Below are 15,733 nucleotides of genomic sequence, written 5' to 3' on the forward strand. Positions count from 1 at the left end.
CGTGCACTTTGTCGGCACGGCGACAGTCGTAGCTGTGCGGCCAGAGGACCATGACCGGTTCGCGCATGTGTTCCGAACTGAGTGGGTAGCGAAGCTGACTACCGGGCGGGCCGAGCATTGTCGGGTGCGTATCACGCCAGCCTGTGGCGGGGCGGGGCCGCTGCAGTACTGGCCGTACCAATGCGGCCGGTTCGTGTTGCTGTTCCCGGTCTGCCACAACTGCCGCCATTCCGGGGCTGGGTGGGCACCGTGGACTGGACGGCCAACGACGGTGGAGAAATGGTGCACCGCGTGCGGTTCGACGACGGCAACAGCAGTTGGTACTACGCCGAGGAGCTGCGCGCGGCGCAGGCTAACAACCGACAGCGAAGGGGTTGACCGATGGCAAGCGTTCAGAAGCGCAAACGCGCCAGCGGCACAACAGCGTACGTGGTGCGCTGGTACACCCCGGACGGTACTCAGCGCACCAAGGGTGGGTTCCGCACCCGGAAGGACGCCAAGGCGTTCGCCGCTAAAGCCGATGCCGAGATGTTCACGGGCATGGACTTCGACCCTGGCAAGGGTAAGATGCTGTTCCGCGACGCGGCGGCGATCTGGCTGGAATCCCGTAAGGCAGACACCCGCAACAACGCCGAGAACCATCGCTACGCACTCGCCCCGGCCGCAACCCGACGCGGCGACGGCAAGACCCTCGGCATTGACGCGGTGTTCGGTGGCTACCCGCTCAACAAGATCACCCGCGAGTACATCCAGGCGTGGGTCAACCGGCTCACCGACGCGGGCAAAAAGCCGTCCACCGTGCGGCACGCCTTCTGGACCGTCCGCATGGTGTTGGAGCAGGCCGTGGTCGATGGCCGGCTGGCCAAGAGCCCCGCCGAGCACATCAAGCTCCCCACCGAGACCGGCACCAACGGCGGCAGGTCGGGGTAGTCGTGGATCGGGCCATGTTCCTCACTCCCGCACAGGTTTCCGCGCTCGTGAACGCCACTCCCTGGCCGTACAGCGTCCTGGTGCATGTCGCGGCCTGGGCGGGGTTGCGCGCGGCGGAACTCGGCGGGCTCACCATAGCCAACGTCGAACTCCCGGACCTGCCGCTGAACCCGAACGCCCCGGCGAAGCCAGGCGTGCTGCGCGTCCAGCAGGCCGCGCGGGCGAAGGGTTCAGCCATCGAGTACGGGCCGCTCAAGACCAAACAGAGCTACCGTCGTGTGCCGCTGACTGCCGAGACGACCGCGTTGCTGCGGGACTACCTCGCCCAGCACCCCCGCCGCGACGAACCCGACGCGCCGCTGTGGCCGGGTGTGTCGCTGACGCGGCCCCGGCCTAGCGGAGTGCGGGCGACACCCGCTCACACAGGAGCGGCCACTACGGGTGTGGAAGGTGCTCCACCGAGCACCACCGCGAAGGCCCGCGCGAGGCGGCAGGCCGAAGCCTTGGCCGAATTGTCGGTGGAGGACGCCGGAATGCGACTCGTGCTCGACTGGACCCAGCCACTACGCCACGCGACCTTCTACAAAGCCGTGTACCGGCCAGCGGTGTTGCGCGCCAACAGGCTAACGCCGACCGCGAAGCTCCCAAATTGCTCGAAATTTCACGCTTTACGCCACACCTATGCCAGCTTGTGTCTCGCGGCGGGCATCCGGCCCATCGACATCGCGGAGCTCATGGGGCACCGGGACGTCAAGACGACTCTGACCGTCTACGCGCACCTGATCAATACCGACGACCACACGGGGAACATGGCCGCGCTCGGTGCTTTGGCCGCGCCGAAGCCGACGTACACCGGAAACGTTGTAGCGCTAAGCAGGCAAGCATTGGCGTTAAAGCAGAGGTCGCGGGCGTAAGGTCTCACTGCATGACATGGTTCGTCTGCACTATCTCGAAGGGTGAACCCGAGAATTGGGACATCTGCAAGTCAACCCAGCTGTGGGGAGTTCCTGGCAAGTCGAAGCTCGGTTTCACAGCCAAAGCCGGTGACCGCCTTCTCTTCTGGTTGGGCGGCCGCGGATACGCCGGGGTGGGTGCCGTTACTGCCGAGCTTCGAGTACCCAAGACAAGGAATGAAATACCGTGGGCGGGCGGACTCGCGAGGTGGTCTTACCTCATACCGATTCGCATCGATCTAGAGGTCAAGCAGCCCCTCTTCATCGGATTCGAACGAAGCCGCCAGCATGAGACCGACTTCACCTTGGACAAGTTCCAGCGCGGCTTCGCCCCGGTCCCTGACGAGCCAGCCGAGATGATCGCCGAACGTCTCCGGTCACGCAGCGTCGATGAGCGCGCGATTCAAAGTTCTCAGCCTTAGCCGGAGCGGGTTTGGCGAGCGCCCTTGCTTTCGAACACATGTTCGAATACTCTGGCTGCAACTAACTCTGCCGGAAACGGCGAGTCGTACACAGCGCGCGACCTACCGGCAGCGGTAGGTTCCTAGCACGTGGTGCCAGCGAGTCGGCGCGGCAGACCAACGAGAGGATCGTGCATCGGTGGCGAAGGTCGGAGTGAACGGGGCTCTTGCAGAGACGCTCTCGCTGCTCGAAGTGGAGGCTGCACCTGCGCGGCCTTCCCCGGCAGTGTTGCGCTATCCAGGATCCAAGTGGTCGCTTGCGGGGGCGATCATCCAGCACTTTGGCCCGCACTATCACTATGTCGAGCCGTTCTTCGGGAGTGGTGCGGTGTTCTTCTCGAAGGATCCATCACCGCATGAGGTCATCAACGACACGAACGGCTCGGTCGTCAATCTCTTCCGTGCGCTTCGTGACCACACTGAAGACCTCTGCTGGGCACTGGAAGCAACACCGTGGTCACGTGACGAATACGTCGACTCGGACGTTCTGACCGGCGACTCGGTGGAGGACGCGCGAAGATTCGTGGTGCGGTGCTGGCAAGCCCATGCGAGTGATCTTGCGAAGAAAACCGGTTGGAAAAGTCGCGGAGTCAAGCAGCGGGCGGGCGGGATGAGCCACCGCTGGCAGAAGGTTCCAGACCAACTACGAGTACTTGCCTGGCGGCTCAGCGACGCGGAAATTGATCACCGCCCAGCAATCGAAGTCATCAAACGGCACGCGGGCGCAGACTGCCTGATATACGCGGACCCGCCTTACGTCCACAGCTCGCGGACGCAGACGATGTATGGGTTCGAAATGACGGACGACGAGCACGTTGAGTTGCTCGACACACTCCGCGCGCATCCCGGGCCGGTCGTCCTAAGTGCCTACGCGACAGACCTTTACGCAGGCATGCTGTCCGATTGGGCTACTTACGAATTGAAGCCGCCCAAAGTCGAGAAGGGTGCCGCACGCACAGAAGTGTTGTGGGTGAAACCCGCCTAAGTATCGCCGAAGCCTTCGGGCCAGAGCTCTGGGAAGTACTCCTGTGCGCGCTGGGAGGGCGATCCGACAGGCGGCTTCTCCAAGGCAAAAGCCGCTGACATCCAATCAGCCCAGTGAAGTGGTGGGTAGTACTTCAGCTGGCCGCCCGAGTTCATATAGCACTGCCACAGGCGATGGCGTCGGCCGTTGTCGTCGATGTAGCCGTTGAGCGACGCGCCTTCGATGAGCCATTCGACCTCGCCCTTGGGATTCGCCACCTTAAGGGTCAGTGGGAAGGAAATCAGCTGGAACTGCGTCCACGGATTGTTATGCGCGAGAATGACGTATTTGCTGTGCGGTACGTCGATGCCTTCTGACTCGGCGAGGTGCCAACCCGTCACCTGATCCACGATCTCGGGGCCGGCCAACATCGGTTCTGTGACCCAGTTGATCTGCTTATCGAGTAGGTTCTGCCGAAATTTTGCAGCTGAGTTAGCAAGCTCCATGAAGCTGCACTTGTTGCGTTCCGGCTGGATCTTCGACATCTTGGCGGACAGCCCGTACGGCAGCGGCGATGCCCGCACGATTACGTCGAAAATGCCCTTGTTCTCCGTCGTGACGCCGTTGGTAACAGCAGCCAGCGCGCGCTCGAAGTCGCGAAAGCCAGGCATGGTTTCCCCGGTGCTCTTCAGGACAACCTGGCCGCTGCCGTCTCTATAGGTGCTGAGGATGAGTCTCAGCGCCGTCATCTCGTCGGCGTTGAGCCCACGATCACGAAGCGGCAGACCGTCGTCTGGCATCTGGTAAACCCCTGTCCGCCCGGCGTCGGAGAGGCGGCGTCGCGGCATGGCGAGTATGCCAGGCCATTCATAGCAATCGCCATCGTGGCAGGCGCGCCGAGGACGCGGTACAAGGGACCGATAAGGGACCGCTTCCCCGACCGGGCGCGCAGATCGGGGTAAAACCCGAGGTAGCCGTGGAGCCGATGACGGGAATCGAACCCGCGTATTCAGCTTGGGAAGCTGATGTTCTGCCATTGAACTACATCGGCGCTGTCGACAAGGAAGGCTAGCATCCGGCGGCGGATCCGTTGGGCGAGTAGGGCGGCCGCCAACGACCCGACCGCGGCCGTCGGCCCCGCCGCGCAAATGCCCGCCGCCGCGGAAATGGCCGCTGTCCTGCAAATTCGAAGACGCGTGTTTATTATTCCGTGATCGTGTCGTAATGTGCCTGGGGTGGGTCGGCACAGATTAGCCAAGAAGCGGCGGAAGTCCCCGCTTGTCCTGGCAGCGGCGCTGGGGCCCGCCGCGGTGTTCTTCGCGGCGGCCGGAGACGTCGGCCCTTTCGTCCCCCAACACATCGCGGCGCCCGTTATTGGAGACAATTCAGCGTGCTGCTTAGAAATCGTCTCGGCGAAGCCGATGGCGATCACGCTCGCGTCGGATGTGTCCCGTGGCGACGGGATGGCTCCGCCGCCCGCGGCGTCCAGGTATCACACCCGATCGCGCTTCCTGCCCGCCGGGCTTACCCCCGAACAGGGCCTGCAGGTGCGGACGATCCTGGTCTCGCGCGCCATCACCGCAAAGTTCCCCCAGATCCACGAAATGGGCGGCGTGCGACCGGATCCGCTGCCCTGGCACCCGCTGGGATTGGCGATCGACGTGATGATCCCCAACCCGCAGAGCGCCGACGGCATCGCCCTGGGCGACGAGATCGTCGCGTACGTGATGCAGAACGCGCGGCGCTTCGGGATCCAGGACGCGATCTGGCGCGGCGTCTACTACACGCCGGGCGGAGCGCAGCCGAGCCGGCTCGGCCACTACGACCACGTCCACGTCACGACCACCGGCGGGGGCTACCCCAAGGGTGGGGAGATGTATCTGGCTGACTGACGGCCAGCGGCTAGGCTCGTCGCGTGCTGCTCTCCGATCGTGACCTCAGGGCCGAAATCACCGCCGGCCGGTTGGGCATCGACCCCTACGACGCCACCCTGGTGCAGCCATCGAGCATCGACGTCCGCCTGGACTGCATGTTCCGCGTCTTCAACAACACCCGCTACACCCACATCGATCCGGCCAAGCAGCAGGACGAGTTGACCACGCTGGTCGAACCCGTCGAGGGTGAGCCGTTCGTGTTGCACCCCGGCGAGTTCGTGCTCGGCTCCACGCTGGAGCTGTTCACCCTGCCCGAGGACCTGGCGGGCCGGCTGGAAGGCAAGTCGTCCCTGGGCCGGTTGGGCCTGCTGACCCACTCCACGGCCGGCTTCATCGACCCGGGCTTCAGCGGCCACATCACGCTGGAGCTGTCCAACGTCGCGAACCTGCCGATCACGCTGTGGCCGGGGATGAAGATCGGTCAGCTGTGCATCCTGCGGTTGACCAGCCCGGCCGAACACCCTTACGGCAGTTCGCAAGTTGGTTCCAAGTACCAGGGCCAGCGCGGACCCACGCCGTCGCGGTCCTATCAGAACTTCATAAGGTCTACATAGCTTCCGCGGGGAGCCCTCGCCCCCGTTCTGCGCGATACTTAGTTAGCCACGGTTTTTTTCCTCCGCCAGGCCGTGGTTCAACGCGCAATACCTTTGGAGGGGTTTGTCTTGGATATCGTGCTCGGGGTGTCGATGGCACCGGCATCGATCCAAATGGTCGTCCTCGAAGGCGAATACGCCGACGGCGCCACCGTAGAAGAGGACGTGTTCGACGTCGCCGCCGCCGACGAGGCGGCCACCGCGAGCGCGTCGGATCAGGTGCTCGCCGCCATCCTGGGCACCCAGGAGGGCGCGGCCGACGCCGGGCTGGAGGTGTCTTCGATCGGCGTGACGTGGACCGACCAGCTCGAGGCGGCGGCGTTGCACGACGCGCTGGCCGCCCATCGCATCGAGAACGTCATGTTGGTGTCGGCGTTTCTCGCCGCCACGGCCCTCGCCCAAAACGTCGGCGCCGCAATGGGTTACGAGCGCACCGCGGTGATATTCGTGGAGCCCGACACCGCGACGCTGGCGGTGGTCGAGACCTCGGACGGGTCCATCCCCGACGTCTACAAGCAGCCCCTGTACGCCGACTCCTACGACCAGGCCGCCACGCAGCTCGGCGGCATGATCGGCGGCCTGGAGAAGCTGGCGGCCGCGCCGGACGGCGTGCTGGTGGTGGGGTCGGGCGTCGACATCGCCCCGCTGAAGCCGGCGCTGCAGACGGCGACCTCGCTCGCGGTGAGCGTCCCCGAGGAGCCGGAGACCGCGCTGGCCCGCGGCGCCGCGCTGGCGGCGGCCAACGCGCCCCTGTTCGCCTCCTCGACCGCCGCGCTGGCCTACGCGCAGGACCCCGGCACCGGCGTCGTCGACCAGCACTCGCTGCCCGAATACCTCTACGCGCCCTTCGGAATCGACGACGAGCTCGCCTACAGCGCGGTGCCCGACGAGGACGCCGATTCGCCGACCGTGGTCATCGAGAAGCTGTTCGTGCAAGAAGAGAGCCAGCCGCGGCGCCGGCCGGCCCTGCTGATCGGTAGCGGGTTGGCGGTCGCCGGGATCAGCGCGGTGTTGGCGCTGGAGATCGCGCTCGCCATCGGCATCCGCTCGACGGGGACCGTCGCGTTGCAGCCCACGCCGGGACAGCACCTCATCGTTCCGGCGCAGGAGGCGCCGGCGCCCGTCGACGCGTCGGCCCCGGCGGCCAAGATCCACCTGCCGGAGCCGGTGGCGGCGCCCAAGCCGATGACCCCGCAGTTCGCCGCGCCCATGCCGGCGGCCCCGCCGCCGCCCGCGGCGCCTCCGATTCCCGCGCCGGTGCCGGCGGCGCCGGTGGTGCCGGTTCCGGTGGTCGTTCCGCCGATAGCGCCGGTGATCCTGCCCCCGGTCCGCGTGCCCGTTCCCAACCCCGTGCTGACTCCGCCGGTGATCCAGGCGCCGCCGCACGTGTCGCCCCCGCCGGTGGTGGTGGTGCCCCAACCGCCCGTGCATGTCCCGGAGCCGCCGCAGTCCGGCGGCACGGGCCCGCAGTCGCCGCCGCACCAACCCCCGCCCGATTCGGGCACGGGCGGCCCGGGCGGTGGGCATGTGCCGGCGCCCGGTTCGGGTACGGGCGGGTCGAGTGGTGGGCATGTGCCGGCGCCCGGCTCCGGCGACGGCGGCGGCCTCGGCGGCGGGCACGTCCCGCCTCCTGGCTCTGGCCCCGGTGGGCTGGGCGGCGGGCACGTCCCGGCGCCCGGTTCGGGCACCGGCGGGTCGAGCGGTGGGCACATCCCGCCTCCCACTTCCGGCGACGGCGGCCTCGGCGGTGGGCACGTCCCTCCGCCTGGCTCCGGCCCCGGTGGGCTGGGCGGCGGGCACGTCCCGTCACCCGGTTCCGGCGGCGGTGCGCCCGGTGGCGCCGGCGGTCTGTTCGGCGGCGGACCGGGCGGCGGCATCGGCGCTCCGGGCGGCGGCGGCTTCGGCATCCCCGGCGGCGGCCACAGCGGCGGCGGTTTGCCTGGGGGCGGCGGTTTGCCCGGCGGGGGCGGCCTCGGCGGTGGCGGCGGGCTCGGCGGCGGCCACAGCGGCGGCGGCTTCGGCGGCGGCGGTGGTGGCGGCGGCAGCTTCGGTGGCGGCGGTGGTGGCGGCGGTCACAGTGGCGGAGGCGGTGGCAGCCACAAATAGCCGGTGAGGGCTACCCCGGCCGGTCGCCGCGCGGCGCACAAGGTCGCGAACACGCGTAAAATCGGATTACTAGGGGAAAAACACGGTGGGGACCCAGTGACCTCTGGCGATTTCGCGGGGTGCGGCGGGCCACGTCCTCATCATCAGGACTAGCAAGCGAACCATGGAGGAGCTTTGGACACGGTACTTGGCGTGTCGATGGCGCCGACGGCCGTCCGAATGGTGCTGGTCGAAGGCCAGAATGGCGAAGGCGCCACCGTCGACGAAGACAACTTCGACGTCCCGCCCGAGGACGACGCCGCAACGCTCAGCGCGGCGAATCAGGTAGTTTCGGCGATCCTGGGCACGCGGGAGGGCGCAGCCGAGGGCGGCTACCAACTCGCCTCGACCGGGGTCACCTTCACCGACCCGATCGAGGCCGCCGCCCTGCGGGATGCGCTGGCGGCGCACAAGGTCGAGAACGTGATGTTGGTCTCGGCCTTCCTGGCCGCGGCCGCCCTGGCGCAGGCCGTCGGCAGCCAGACGAACTACGCGCAGACGGCGCTGCTCTACATCGAGCCCGACACCGCGACGCTGGCCGTCGTCAACAGCGCCGACGGGTCGATCGTCGACGTTCAGCGGCAGCCCCTCCCGGCGGACGACGAGGCCGCGGTGGCCCAGCTGGCCACGATGGTTTCGCACGCCGAGACGCTGGAGACGCGGCCGGACGGTGTGTTCGTCGTCGGCTCGGGCATCGACATCCCGCTGATCAAGCCCGCGCTGGAGGCGGCGACATCGCTGCCGTTGTCGGCGCCCGAAGAGCCCGAGACCGCGCTGGCGCGGGGCGCTGCGCTCGCCTCCGCGAACGCGCCGCTCTTCTCGTCGTCCACCGCGGCGCTGGCCTACGCCCAGGACCCGGGCACCGGCGCCATCGCCCCATTCGGGATCACGCCCGGCTACTTCGACACCCCGGGGACGTTGAGCAGGGACGCGCTCGCCTACAGCGCGGTGCCCGACGACGCCGACGACCTCTACACCGGCGCGCACACCGGCGCGACCGCGCTCGTCGACGCCGGCGACCCCCAGCGCAGCTCGTTCCGGCTGGTGGGAAGCATCGTGGCCGGCGTCTTCGTCGTCGGCCTGGTGGCGCTGGTCGTCTCGCTGGCCATCGCCATCCGGCCCACGGCCAACGTCCAGCCCAACCCGAACCAGAACGTCGTCGTCGCTCCCAGCCGGCCCGCCCCGGCGGCTCCGGCGCCGGCCGAGGCCCCGGCACCGGCGGCGCCCGCACCGGCACCGGAGGCTCAGGTCCCCGCTCCGGCGGCCCCTGCCCCTGCCCCCGCACCCGCGCCCGAAGCGCCCGCCCCGGTCGCGGTCCCGGCGCCCGCCCCCGTTCCGGTTCCCGCGGCGCCGGCGCCCGCCCCGATTCCGGTGGCCCCGGCGCCCGCACCGGCACCGGTGGCGCCCATTCCGGTGCCGATCCCGCTGCCGATACCCGGCATCGGCGGACCGGTCATCGGCGGGCCCCCCGGAGGCGGCTACGGGCCGCACGGCGGCGGTGAGGACGGGCCGCACGGTGGCGGTGGCGGCGGCGGAATCCCCGGCCTCCCGGGCTTGGGCGGCGGCCACGGCGGATTCGGCGGAGGTCACGGCGGCTTCGGCCGCCACTAGCCCGGCGGCGCCAGCGGCGCAATTACACCTGTCATCTGCCGTTTGCCTCCCGCTTAGCGGGGCGATGCAGTTAGCTCATCGCGGCGACCTACACCGGATGTATGCGCTGCACCGTATTCGGCACCGGCTACCTGGGTGCCACCCACGCCGTCGGAATGGCGGAACTGGGACACGAGGTCGTCGGGGTCGATATCGACCCCGGGAAGGTCGCCAAGCTCGCCGGCGGTGATATTCCCTTCTACGAGCCCGGCCTGCGCAAGCTGCTGCAGGAGAACCTGGCCGCGGGGCGGCTGCGGTTCACCACCGACTACGACGTCGCCGCCGATTTCGCCGACGTGCACTTCCTCGGGGTCGGCACGCCGCAGAAGAAGGGCGAGTACGGCGCCGACCTGCGGCACGTCTACGCCGTGATCGACGCGCTGGTGCCCCGACTGACGAAATCGGCTGTGCTGGTGGGCAAGTCGACGGTTCCGGTGGGCACCGCGACCGAGTTGAACCAGCGGGCGGCGGCCCTGGCGCCGCGCGACGTCGACGTCGAGATCGCCTGGAACCCTGAGTTCTTGCGCGAGGGCTACGCGGTGCACGACACCCTGCACCCGGATCGCATAGTCCTTGGCGTGCAACAGGATTCGACCCGGGCCGAGGCGGCGATCCGTGAACTGTACGGCCCGCTGCTGGCCGAGGGCGTGCCCTTCCTGGTGACCGACCTGCAGACCGCGGAGCTGGTCAAGGTTTCCGCCAATGCATTTCTGGCGACCAAGATCTCGTTCATAAACGCCATCTCCGAGGTGTGCGAGGCCGCCGGCGCCGACGTCAGCGTACTGGCCGACGCGCTCGGCTACGACCCACGGATCGGCCGCCAATTCCTCAACGCCGGTTTGGGTTTCGGCGGCGGCTGCCTGCCCAAGGACATCCGCGCCTTCATGGCCCGCGCCGGCGAACTGGGGGCCAATCAGGCGCTGACCTTCCTGCGCGAGGTCGACAGCATCAACATGCGCCGGCGCACCCGCATGGTGGAGCTCGCCAGCGCCGCGTGCGGCGGTTCGCTGCTGGGCGCCAACATCGCCGTGCTCGGCGCGGCGTTCAAGCCCGAATCCGACGACGTCCGCGACTCGCCCGCGCTCAACGTGGCGGGCCAGCTCCAGCTCAACGGCGCCGCGGTCAACGTCTACGACCCCAAGGCGCTGGACAACGCACAGCGGCTGTTCCCGACGCTGAACTACGCGGTCTCGGTCGAGGAGGCCTGCGAGCGCGCCGACGCGGTGCTGGTGCTCACCGAGTGGCGGCAATTCGTCGACCTCGACCCCGACGACCTGGCCGACCGCGTGCGGGCCCGGGTGATCGTCGACGGGCGCAACTGCCTCGACGCCGCCCGCTGGACGCAGGCGGGCTGGCGGGTGTTCCGGCTGGGCGCGCCACGGCCCTGAGCCCCCGTGCCCCGAGCGTCACGCCAGCGTGACCCCGGGCCGCGAACGCCACGCCAGCGTGACGGTCGGCGCGAGACGGGGGCGTAGCCTGACCCGCGTGGACTACGCCGGTGTATTCCTGGACGAGAACCGCGCATTCTCGGAGCTTTTCCGCGATGTCGACCGATCGACGCCCGTGCCGACCTGCCCGGGCTGGAGCCTCGACCAGCTCCTGCGGCACGTCGGCCGCGGCGACCGCTGGGCGGCGCAGATCGTGCGCGACCGGCTCGAAGAGTTCCTCGACCCGCGCTCCGTCGAGGGCGGCAAGCCGCCACCCGACCCGGCCGACGCGATCTCCTGGCTGCACGGCGGCGCGCAGCGGCTGGTCGATGCCGTCGAGCTGACCGGTGCGGAAACACCGGTGTGGACGTTTCTCGGGGCGCGCCCGGCGAACTGGTGGGTCCGCCGGCGCCTCCACGAGGTCGCCGTGCACCGTGCCGACGCGGCGATCGCGACGGGAGCCGAATTCACGCTGGCCGCCGAGGTGGCCGCCGACGGGATCACCGAATGGCTCGAGCGGGTCGCGATCCGGGCCGGGTCCGACGGTTCGCCCCTGCCGCTCGAGGGCGGCAACACCCTGCACCTGCACGCCACCGACCCCGGCCTCGGCGAGGCCGGTGAATGGACGATCGGCGTCGACGCGGGCCGGATCACCTGGTCACACGAGCACGGCAAGGGGACGGCGGCGCTGCGGGGCGGGGCGACCGAGCTGCTGCTGGCCATCCTGCGCCGGGTCCCGCTCGCCGACACCGGCATTGCGCTGTTCGGCGACGAGGCCGTCTGGCAGGACTGGCTGGACCGCACCCCGCTCTGACCACGGCGGCCGAGCGCACACGGTAACTTGCAGTCCATGACCACTTCGGAGATCGCCACCGTCCTGGCGTGGCACGACGCGCTGAACGCTTCCGACCTGGAAACCCTGGCGGCGCTGTCCAGCGACGACATCGACCTGGCCGACCCGCACGGCGCCGCGCAGGGCCACGAGGCGCTGCGCAAATGGGCCGCCTCGCAGCGGGTGGCGGCCACGGAACTCGGCCGGATGTACGTGCACGACGGTGTCGTGGTCGCCGAGCAAAAACCCGCCGACCCCGCCGCGGCCACCGCCGCCGCGTTGGCGTTCCGGGTGGTGCACGACCACGTCACGTCCGTGTTCCGGCACCAGGATTTGGCGTCGGCGCTGGCGGCCACCGAACTCACCGAATCCGACCTCGTCAACTAGGCGCGAACCAGGGGAGCGACTCATGCGCGGGATCATCTTGGCCGGCGGCTCGGGCACCCGGCTGCACCCGATCACCGTGGGCATCAGCAAGCAGTTGCTGCCGGTGTACGACAAGCCGATGGTCTACTACCCGCTGTCCACGCTGATGATGGCCGGGATCCAAGACATCCTGGTGATCACCACCCCGCACGACGCGGCGGGCTTCCAGCGGCTGCTGGGCGACGGCTCGCAATTCGGCATCAACATCACCTACGTGACGCAGGAACGGCCCGACGGCCTGGCCCAGGCCTTCGTGCTGGGGTCCGACCACATCGGCAACGACTCGGTGGCGTTGGTGTTGGGGGACAACATCTTCTACGGGCCGAGATTGGGAACCAGCCTGAGCCGGTTCCAATCCATCAGCGGCGGAGCGGTTTTCGCCTATTGGGTGGCCAACCCCTCGGCGTACGGCGTCGTCGAATTCAGCGACGACGGCACCGCGCTGTCGCTGGAGGAGAAACCCCAGACGCCGAAATCGAATTACGCGGTGCCGGGACTGTATTTCTACGACAACGACGTGATCGAGATCGCCAAGGGTCTGAAGAAATCGGCGCGCGGTGAATACGAGATCACCGAGGTGAACCAGATCTATCTCAGCCGCGGCCGGCTCTCGGTCGAGGTGATGGCCCGCGGCACGGCCTGGCTGGACACCGGAACGTTCGACTCGCTGTTGGACGCCAGCGACTTCGTCCGCACGCTGGAACGACGGCAGGGGCTGAAGGTCAGCGTCCCCGAGGAGGTGGCGTGGCGCCGCGGCTGGATCACCGACGATCAGCTGGCCGAGCGCGCGCAGACGCTGCTCAAGTCCGGCTACGGTGGCTACCTGCTGGAGTTGTTGGAGCGGAGCCGATTTCAGTAGGTTTGGCCAGCGCCGCGGCGATCGCCGTCGTCAGCGGAACCGACAGCGCCAGCGCGATGCCGCCCACCGCCGAGCGGGCGATCTCGATGGCCACGCTCTCGCTGGTCAACACGTCGGTCAGCGAGCGGTTGGCCACGCTGAACAGCAGCAGCAGCGGCAGGGAGCTGCCGGCGTAGGCCAGCACCAGCGTGTAGACCGTGCTGGCGATGTGATCGCGGCCAACTCGAATGGCGCCCAAGAAGATCGCGCGCCGCGAGCCGCCGAGGTGGGCGAGCTCGAAGACCGTGGACGCCTGCGTCACGGTCACGTCGTTGAGCACGCCCAATGACCCGATGATGAAACCGGCGAGCAGCAGCCCGCTGATCGACACGTTGCCCAGGTAGGCGCTGACGGTGGCGTTCTGGTCGTCGGACAGGCCGGTCAAGTGGGCCAGTTGTATTGCCGCCCAAGATAATCCAGCAGCCAGCAGCAGCGACGTCAGGGTTCCCAGCAGTGCGGCGCTGGTCCGCAGGCTGACGCCGTGGGCCAGGTAGATGACGGCGTAGAGGATCGCCGCCGCGGCCACCAGGGCGACCGGAACCGCGGGCGCGCCGTCGCGCAGGGCCGGCAGCAGGAACGCGACCAGCACCACGAACGCGACCACGATGCCCACCAGCGCGAGCAGCCCCCGCCGGCGCGCCACGGCGACCACCACCACCGCGAACGCGACGGCCAGGGCGACCAGGGACCAGCCGCGTTCGAAGTCGTAGAACGCGTAGCTGGTGGCACCCTGATCGTCGACCTGCCGCACCAGCCGAACGTGATCTCCCACAGCGAATTTCGGCTGACCCGGACCGGGGGAGGACTCCAGCAGCGTGTTCGCCCCGGCGTTGGGGCCGGAATCGATCGCCACCTGGGTCAGCACGCAGCGGCCCGCCCCCGGGGGCGCCGGCTGCGGCGCGGTGGTGAGCACCTGACCGACCGACGGGCTGCCGCAGTCACCCCCGCCGCTGGAGAGCACGTGCCCGGCCTGTGTGCTCACGGCGCCGCCGGCCGCGTTCTGGAACGGCATCGGGATGTCGACATGCTGCCGGCTGGGCCACAGCAGGATCGCCCCGGCCAGCACGGCGACGCCGATGGCCACCAGCAGCCCGACGACGATCCTCGCGGGCAGCGGATCGACCGGGGCAGGGCCGGACGGGTGGTGCGAGTGGGAGTGCGAATGGGTCACCCGGTCCACCGTAGAGGCGCCGGCTGCCAAGACGCTTACTGGCGATAGCTCACCAGGAAGTTGCCCAGCCGCTCGATCGCCGCGGCCAGGTCACGCGCCCACGGCAACGTCACGATGCGCAGGTGATCCGGTGCCGGCCAATTGAATCCGGTGCCCTGGGTGACCAGGATCTTCTCCTGCAGCAGCAGGTCGAGGACGAGCTGTTCGTCGTCGGCGATGTCGTAGACCTCGGGGTCGAGCCGCGGGAAGGCGTACAGCGCACCCTCGGGCTTGACGCACGACACCCCGGGAATCTCGTTCAGCTTCTGCCACGCGACGTCGCGCTGCTCGAGCAGCCGGCCGCCCGGCAGCACCAGGTCCTCGATGCTCTGATGGCCGCCGAGGGCGACCTGGATTCCGTGCTGGGCCGGCACATTGGGGCACAGCCGCATGTTGGCCAGCAGGTTGATGCCCTCGATGAAGCTCTCGGCGTGGTCCTTGGGCCCGGTGATCGCCAGCCAGCCGGCGCGGTAGCCCGCGACCCGGTAAGCCTTGGACAGGCCGTTGAAGGTGAGACACAGCAGGTCGTGCGCGAGCGAGGCCACGTTGATGTGCTGGGCGTCGTCGTAGAGGATCTTGTCGTAGATCTCGTCGGCGAGCAGCAGCAGTTCGTGCTTGCGCGCCAGTTCCACCATCTGGGTGAGGACCTCGCGGCTGTACACGGCGCCGGTCGGGTTGTTGGGGTTGATGATGACCAGCGCCTTGGTGCGGTCGGTGATCTTGGATTCCAGGTCGGCGATGTCGGGCTGCCACGCCTGCGTCTCGTCGCACAGGTAGTGCACGGGCGTGCCGCCGGCCAGCGACGTCGACGCCGTCCACAGCGGGTAGTCGGGCGACGGGATCAACACCTCGTCGCCGTTGTCGAGCAGGGCCTGCAGCGTCATCGTGATCAGCTCGGAGCACCCGTTGCCGAGGTACACGTCGTCGACGTCGAACCGGGGGAAGTCCTCGACCAATTCGTAGCGGGTGACCACCGCGCGGCGCGCCGGCAGGATGCCCTGCGAATCGGAGTAGCCCTGCGCGTAGGGCAGCGCCTGGATCATGTCCCGCATGATCACGTCGGGCGCCTCGAAGCCGAACGGCGCCGGGTTGCCGATGTTGAGCTTGAGGATGCGGTGGCCTTCGGCCTCCAGCCGCGCGGCCTGCGCGTGCACCGGGCCGCGGATCTCGTACAGGACGTCCTGCAGCTTGGACGACTGCGCGAAGACCCGCTGCCGGTGATGAGCGGAGGCGTGCAGGGGCAGCTGGTGGGTGGTCACGTCTTTAATGGTGCCACCACTGTCCACCGAAATTTGCGGTCAAGCGGCAAA

The 15,733-nt window shown here is 68.7% G+C and carries 16 protein-coding genes and 1 tRNA gene; 13 read left to right on the forward strand and 4 right to left on the reverse strand.

The genetic code is table 11. The features are described 5' to 3' along the window. Positions 1-249: 249 nt before the first annotated feature. The 5 genes from WU80_RS26540 to WU80_RS06445 all read left to right on the forward strand — a co-directional run bounded on the left by WU80_RS26540 (position 250) and on the right by WU80_RS06445 (position 3,329). On the forward strand, positions 250-378 hold the full coding sequence (locus WU80_RS26540) for a hypothetical protein (RefSeq protein WP_255353597.1): 129 nt from the start codon (positions 250-252) through the stop codon (positions 376-378). A 3-nt stretch (positions 379-381) separates the two neighbouring features. Beyond that, complete coding sequence (locus WU80_RS26615; RefSeq protein WP_082459745.1) at positions 382-930, forward strand: hypothetical protein; 549 nt, start codon at positions 382-384, stop codon at positions 928-930. A 14-nt stretch (positions 931-944) separates the two neighbouring features. Continuing rightward, a complete protein-coding gene (locus WU80_RS26620; RefSeq protein ID WP_082459747.1) occupies positions 945-1,844 on the forward strand; it encodes a tyrosine-type recombinase/integrase in 900 nt (299 codons plus the stop codon). Positions 1,845-1,855: 11 nt separating this feature from the next. Then, positions 1,856-2,305, forward strand: a complete 450-nt coding sequence (locus tag WU80_RS06440) for a hypothetical protein (protein ID WP_055400529.1) — start codon at positions 1,856-1,858, stop codon at positions 2,303-2,305. A 178-nt stretch (positions 2,306-2,483) separates the two neighbouring features. Beyond that, positions 2,484-3,329 carry a DNA adenine methylase gene (locus WU80_RS06445; protein ID WP_082459744.1) on the forward strand — a complete coding sequence of 282 codons (846 nt, stop codon included), beginning with the start codon at positions 2,484-2,486 and terminating at the stop codon, positions 3,327-3,329. On the opposite strand, the gene WU80_RS06450 is transcribed toward WU80_RS06445, so the two are convergent. Together WU80_RS06450 and WU80_RS06455 are read right to left on the reverse strand one after the other, a co-directional pair. Beyond that, a complete protein-coding gene (locus WU80_RS06450; RefSeq protein WP_156349441.1) occupies positions 3,326-4,108 on the reverse strand; it encodes a hypothetical protein in 783 nt (260 codons plus the stop codon). The genes WU80_RS06445 and WU80_RS06450 overlap by 4 nt on opposite strands. 177 nt (positions 4,109-4,285) lie before the next feature. Further along, positions 4,286-4,359 (reverse strand) — tRNA-Gly (locus WU80_RS06455). A 184-nt stretch (positions 4,360-4,543) separates the two neighbouring features. Here WU80_RS06455 and WU80_RS06460 point away from each other — a divergent pair. The 8 genes from WU80_RS06460 to rfbA all read left to right on the forward strand — a co-directional run bounded on the left by WU80_RS06460 (position 4,544) and on the right by rfbA (position 13,174). Beyond that, on the forward strand, positions 4,544-5,200 hold the full coding sequence (locus tag WU80_RS06460) for a hypothetical protein (RefSeq protein ID WP_082459743.1): 657 nt from the start codon (positions 4,544-4,546) through the stop codon (positions 5,198-5,200). Positions 5,201-5,223: 23 nt separating this feature from the next. Continuing rightward, positions 5,224-5,796 carry a dCTP deaminase gene (gene dcd, locus WU80_RS06465; protein ID WP_055400524.1) on the forward strand — a complete coding sequence of 191 codons (573 nt, stop codon included), beginning with the start codon at positions 5,224-5,226 and terminating at the stop codon, positions 5,794-5,796. A gap of 108 nt (positions 5,797-5,904) precedes the next feature. Further along, positions 5,905-7,941 carry a hypothetical protein gene (locus WU80_RS06470; protein ID WP_055400522.1) on the forward strand — a complete coding sequence of 679 codons (2,037 nt, stop codon included), beginning with the start codon at positions 5,905-5,907 and terminating at the stop codon, positions 7,939-7,941. A gap of 219 nt (positions 7,942-8,160) precedes the next feature. Next, positions 8,161-9,591 (forward strand): hypothetical protein, encoded by a 1,431-nt coding sequence (locus WU80_RS06475; protein ID WP_197281122.1) that lies wholly within the window; start codon positions 8,161-8,163, stop codon positions 9,589-9,591. A gap of 101 nt (positions 9,592-9,692) precedes the next feature. Next, positions 9,693-11,018, forward strand: a complete 1,326-nt coding sequence (locus WU80_RS06480; protein ID WP_055400517.1) for a UDP-glucose/GDP-mannose dehydrogenase family protein — start codon at positions 9,693-9,695, stop codon at positions 11,016-11,018. A gap of 97 nt (positions 11,019-11,115) precedes the next feature. Next, a complete protein-coding gene (locus WU80_RS06485; protein WP_055400515.1) occupies positions 11,116-11,871 on the forward strand; it encodes a maleylpyruvate isomerase family mycothiol-dependent enzyme in 756 nt (251 codons plus the stop codon). A gap of 36 nt (positions 11,872-11,907) precedes the next feature. Continuing rightward, positions 11,908-12,276, forward strand: coding sequence for a nuclear transport factor 2 family protein (locus WU80_RS06490; protein WP_055400513.1), 369 nt, complete (start codon positions 11,908-11,910; stop codon positions 12,274-12,276). Between the two features lie 22 nt (positions 12,277-12,298). Beyond that, entirely contained in the window at positions 12,299-13,174 is an 876-nt protein-coding gene (gene rfbA / locus WU80_RS06495; RefSeq protein ID WP_055400511.1) for a glucose-1-phosphate thymidylyltransferase RfbA, read from the forward strand. On the opposite strand, the gene WU80_RS06500 is transcribed toward rfbA, so the two are convergent. Next, on the reverse strand, positions 13,116-14,384 hold the full coding sequence (locus tag WU80_RS06500) for a YibE/F family protein (RefSeq protein ID WP_055400579.1): 1,269 nt from the start codon (positions 14,382-14,384) through the stop codon (positions 13,116-13,118). The two genes, rfbA and WU80_RS06500, sit on opposite strands and share 59 nt — an antisense overlap. A 35-nt stretch (positions 14,385-14,419) precedes the next feature. Further along, complete coding sequence (locus WU80_RS06505) at positions 14,420-15,709, reverse strand: pyridoxal phosphate-dependent aminotransferase (RefSeq protein ID WP_055400509.1); 1,290 nt, start codon at positions 15,707-15,709, stop codon at positions 14,420-14,422. Positions 15,710-15,733: the final 24 nt, after the last annotated feature.

Source organism: Mycobacterium sp. UM_11 (assembly GCF_001414075.1).
Classification (GTDB): domain Bacteria; phylum Actinomycetota; class Actinomycetes; order Mycobacteriales; family Mycobacteriaceae; genus Mycobacterium.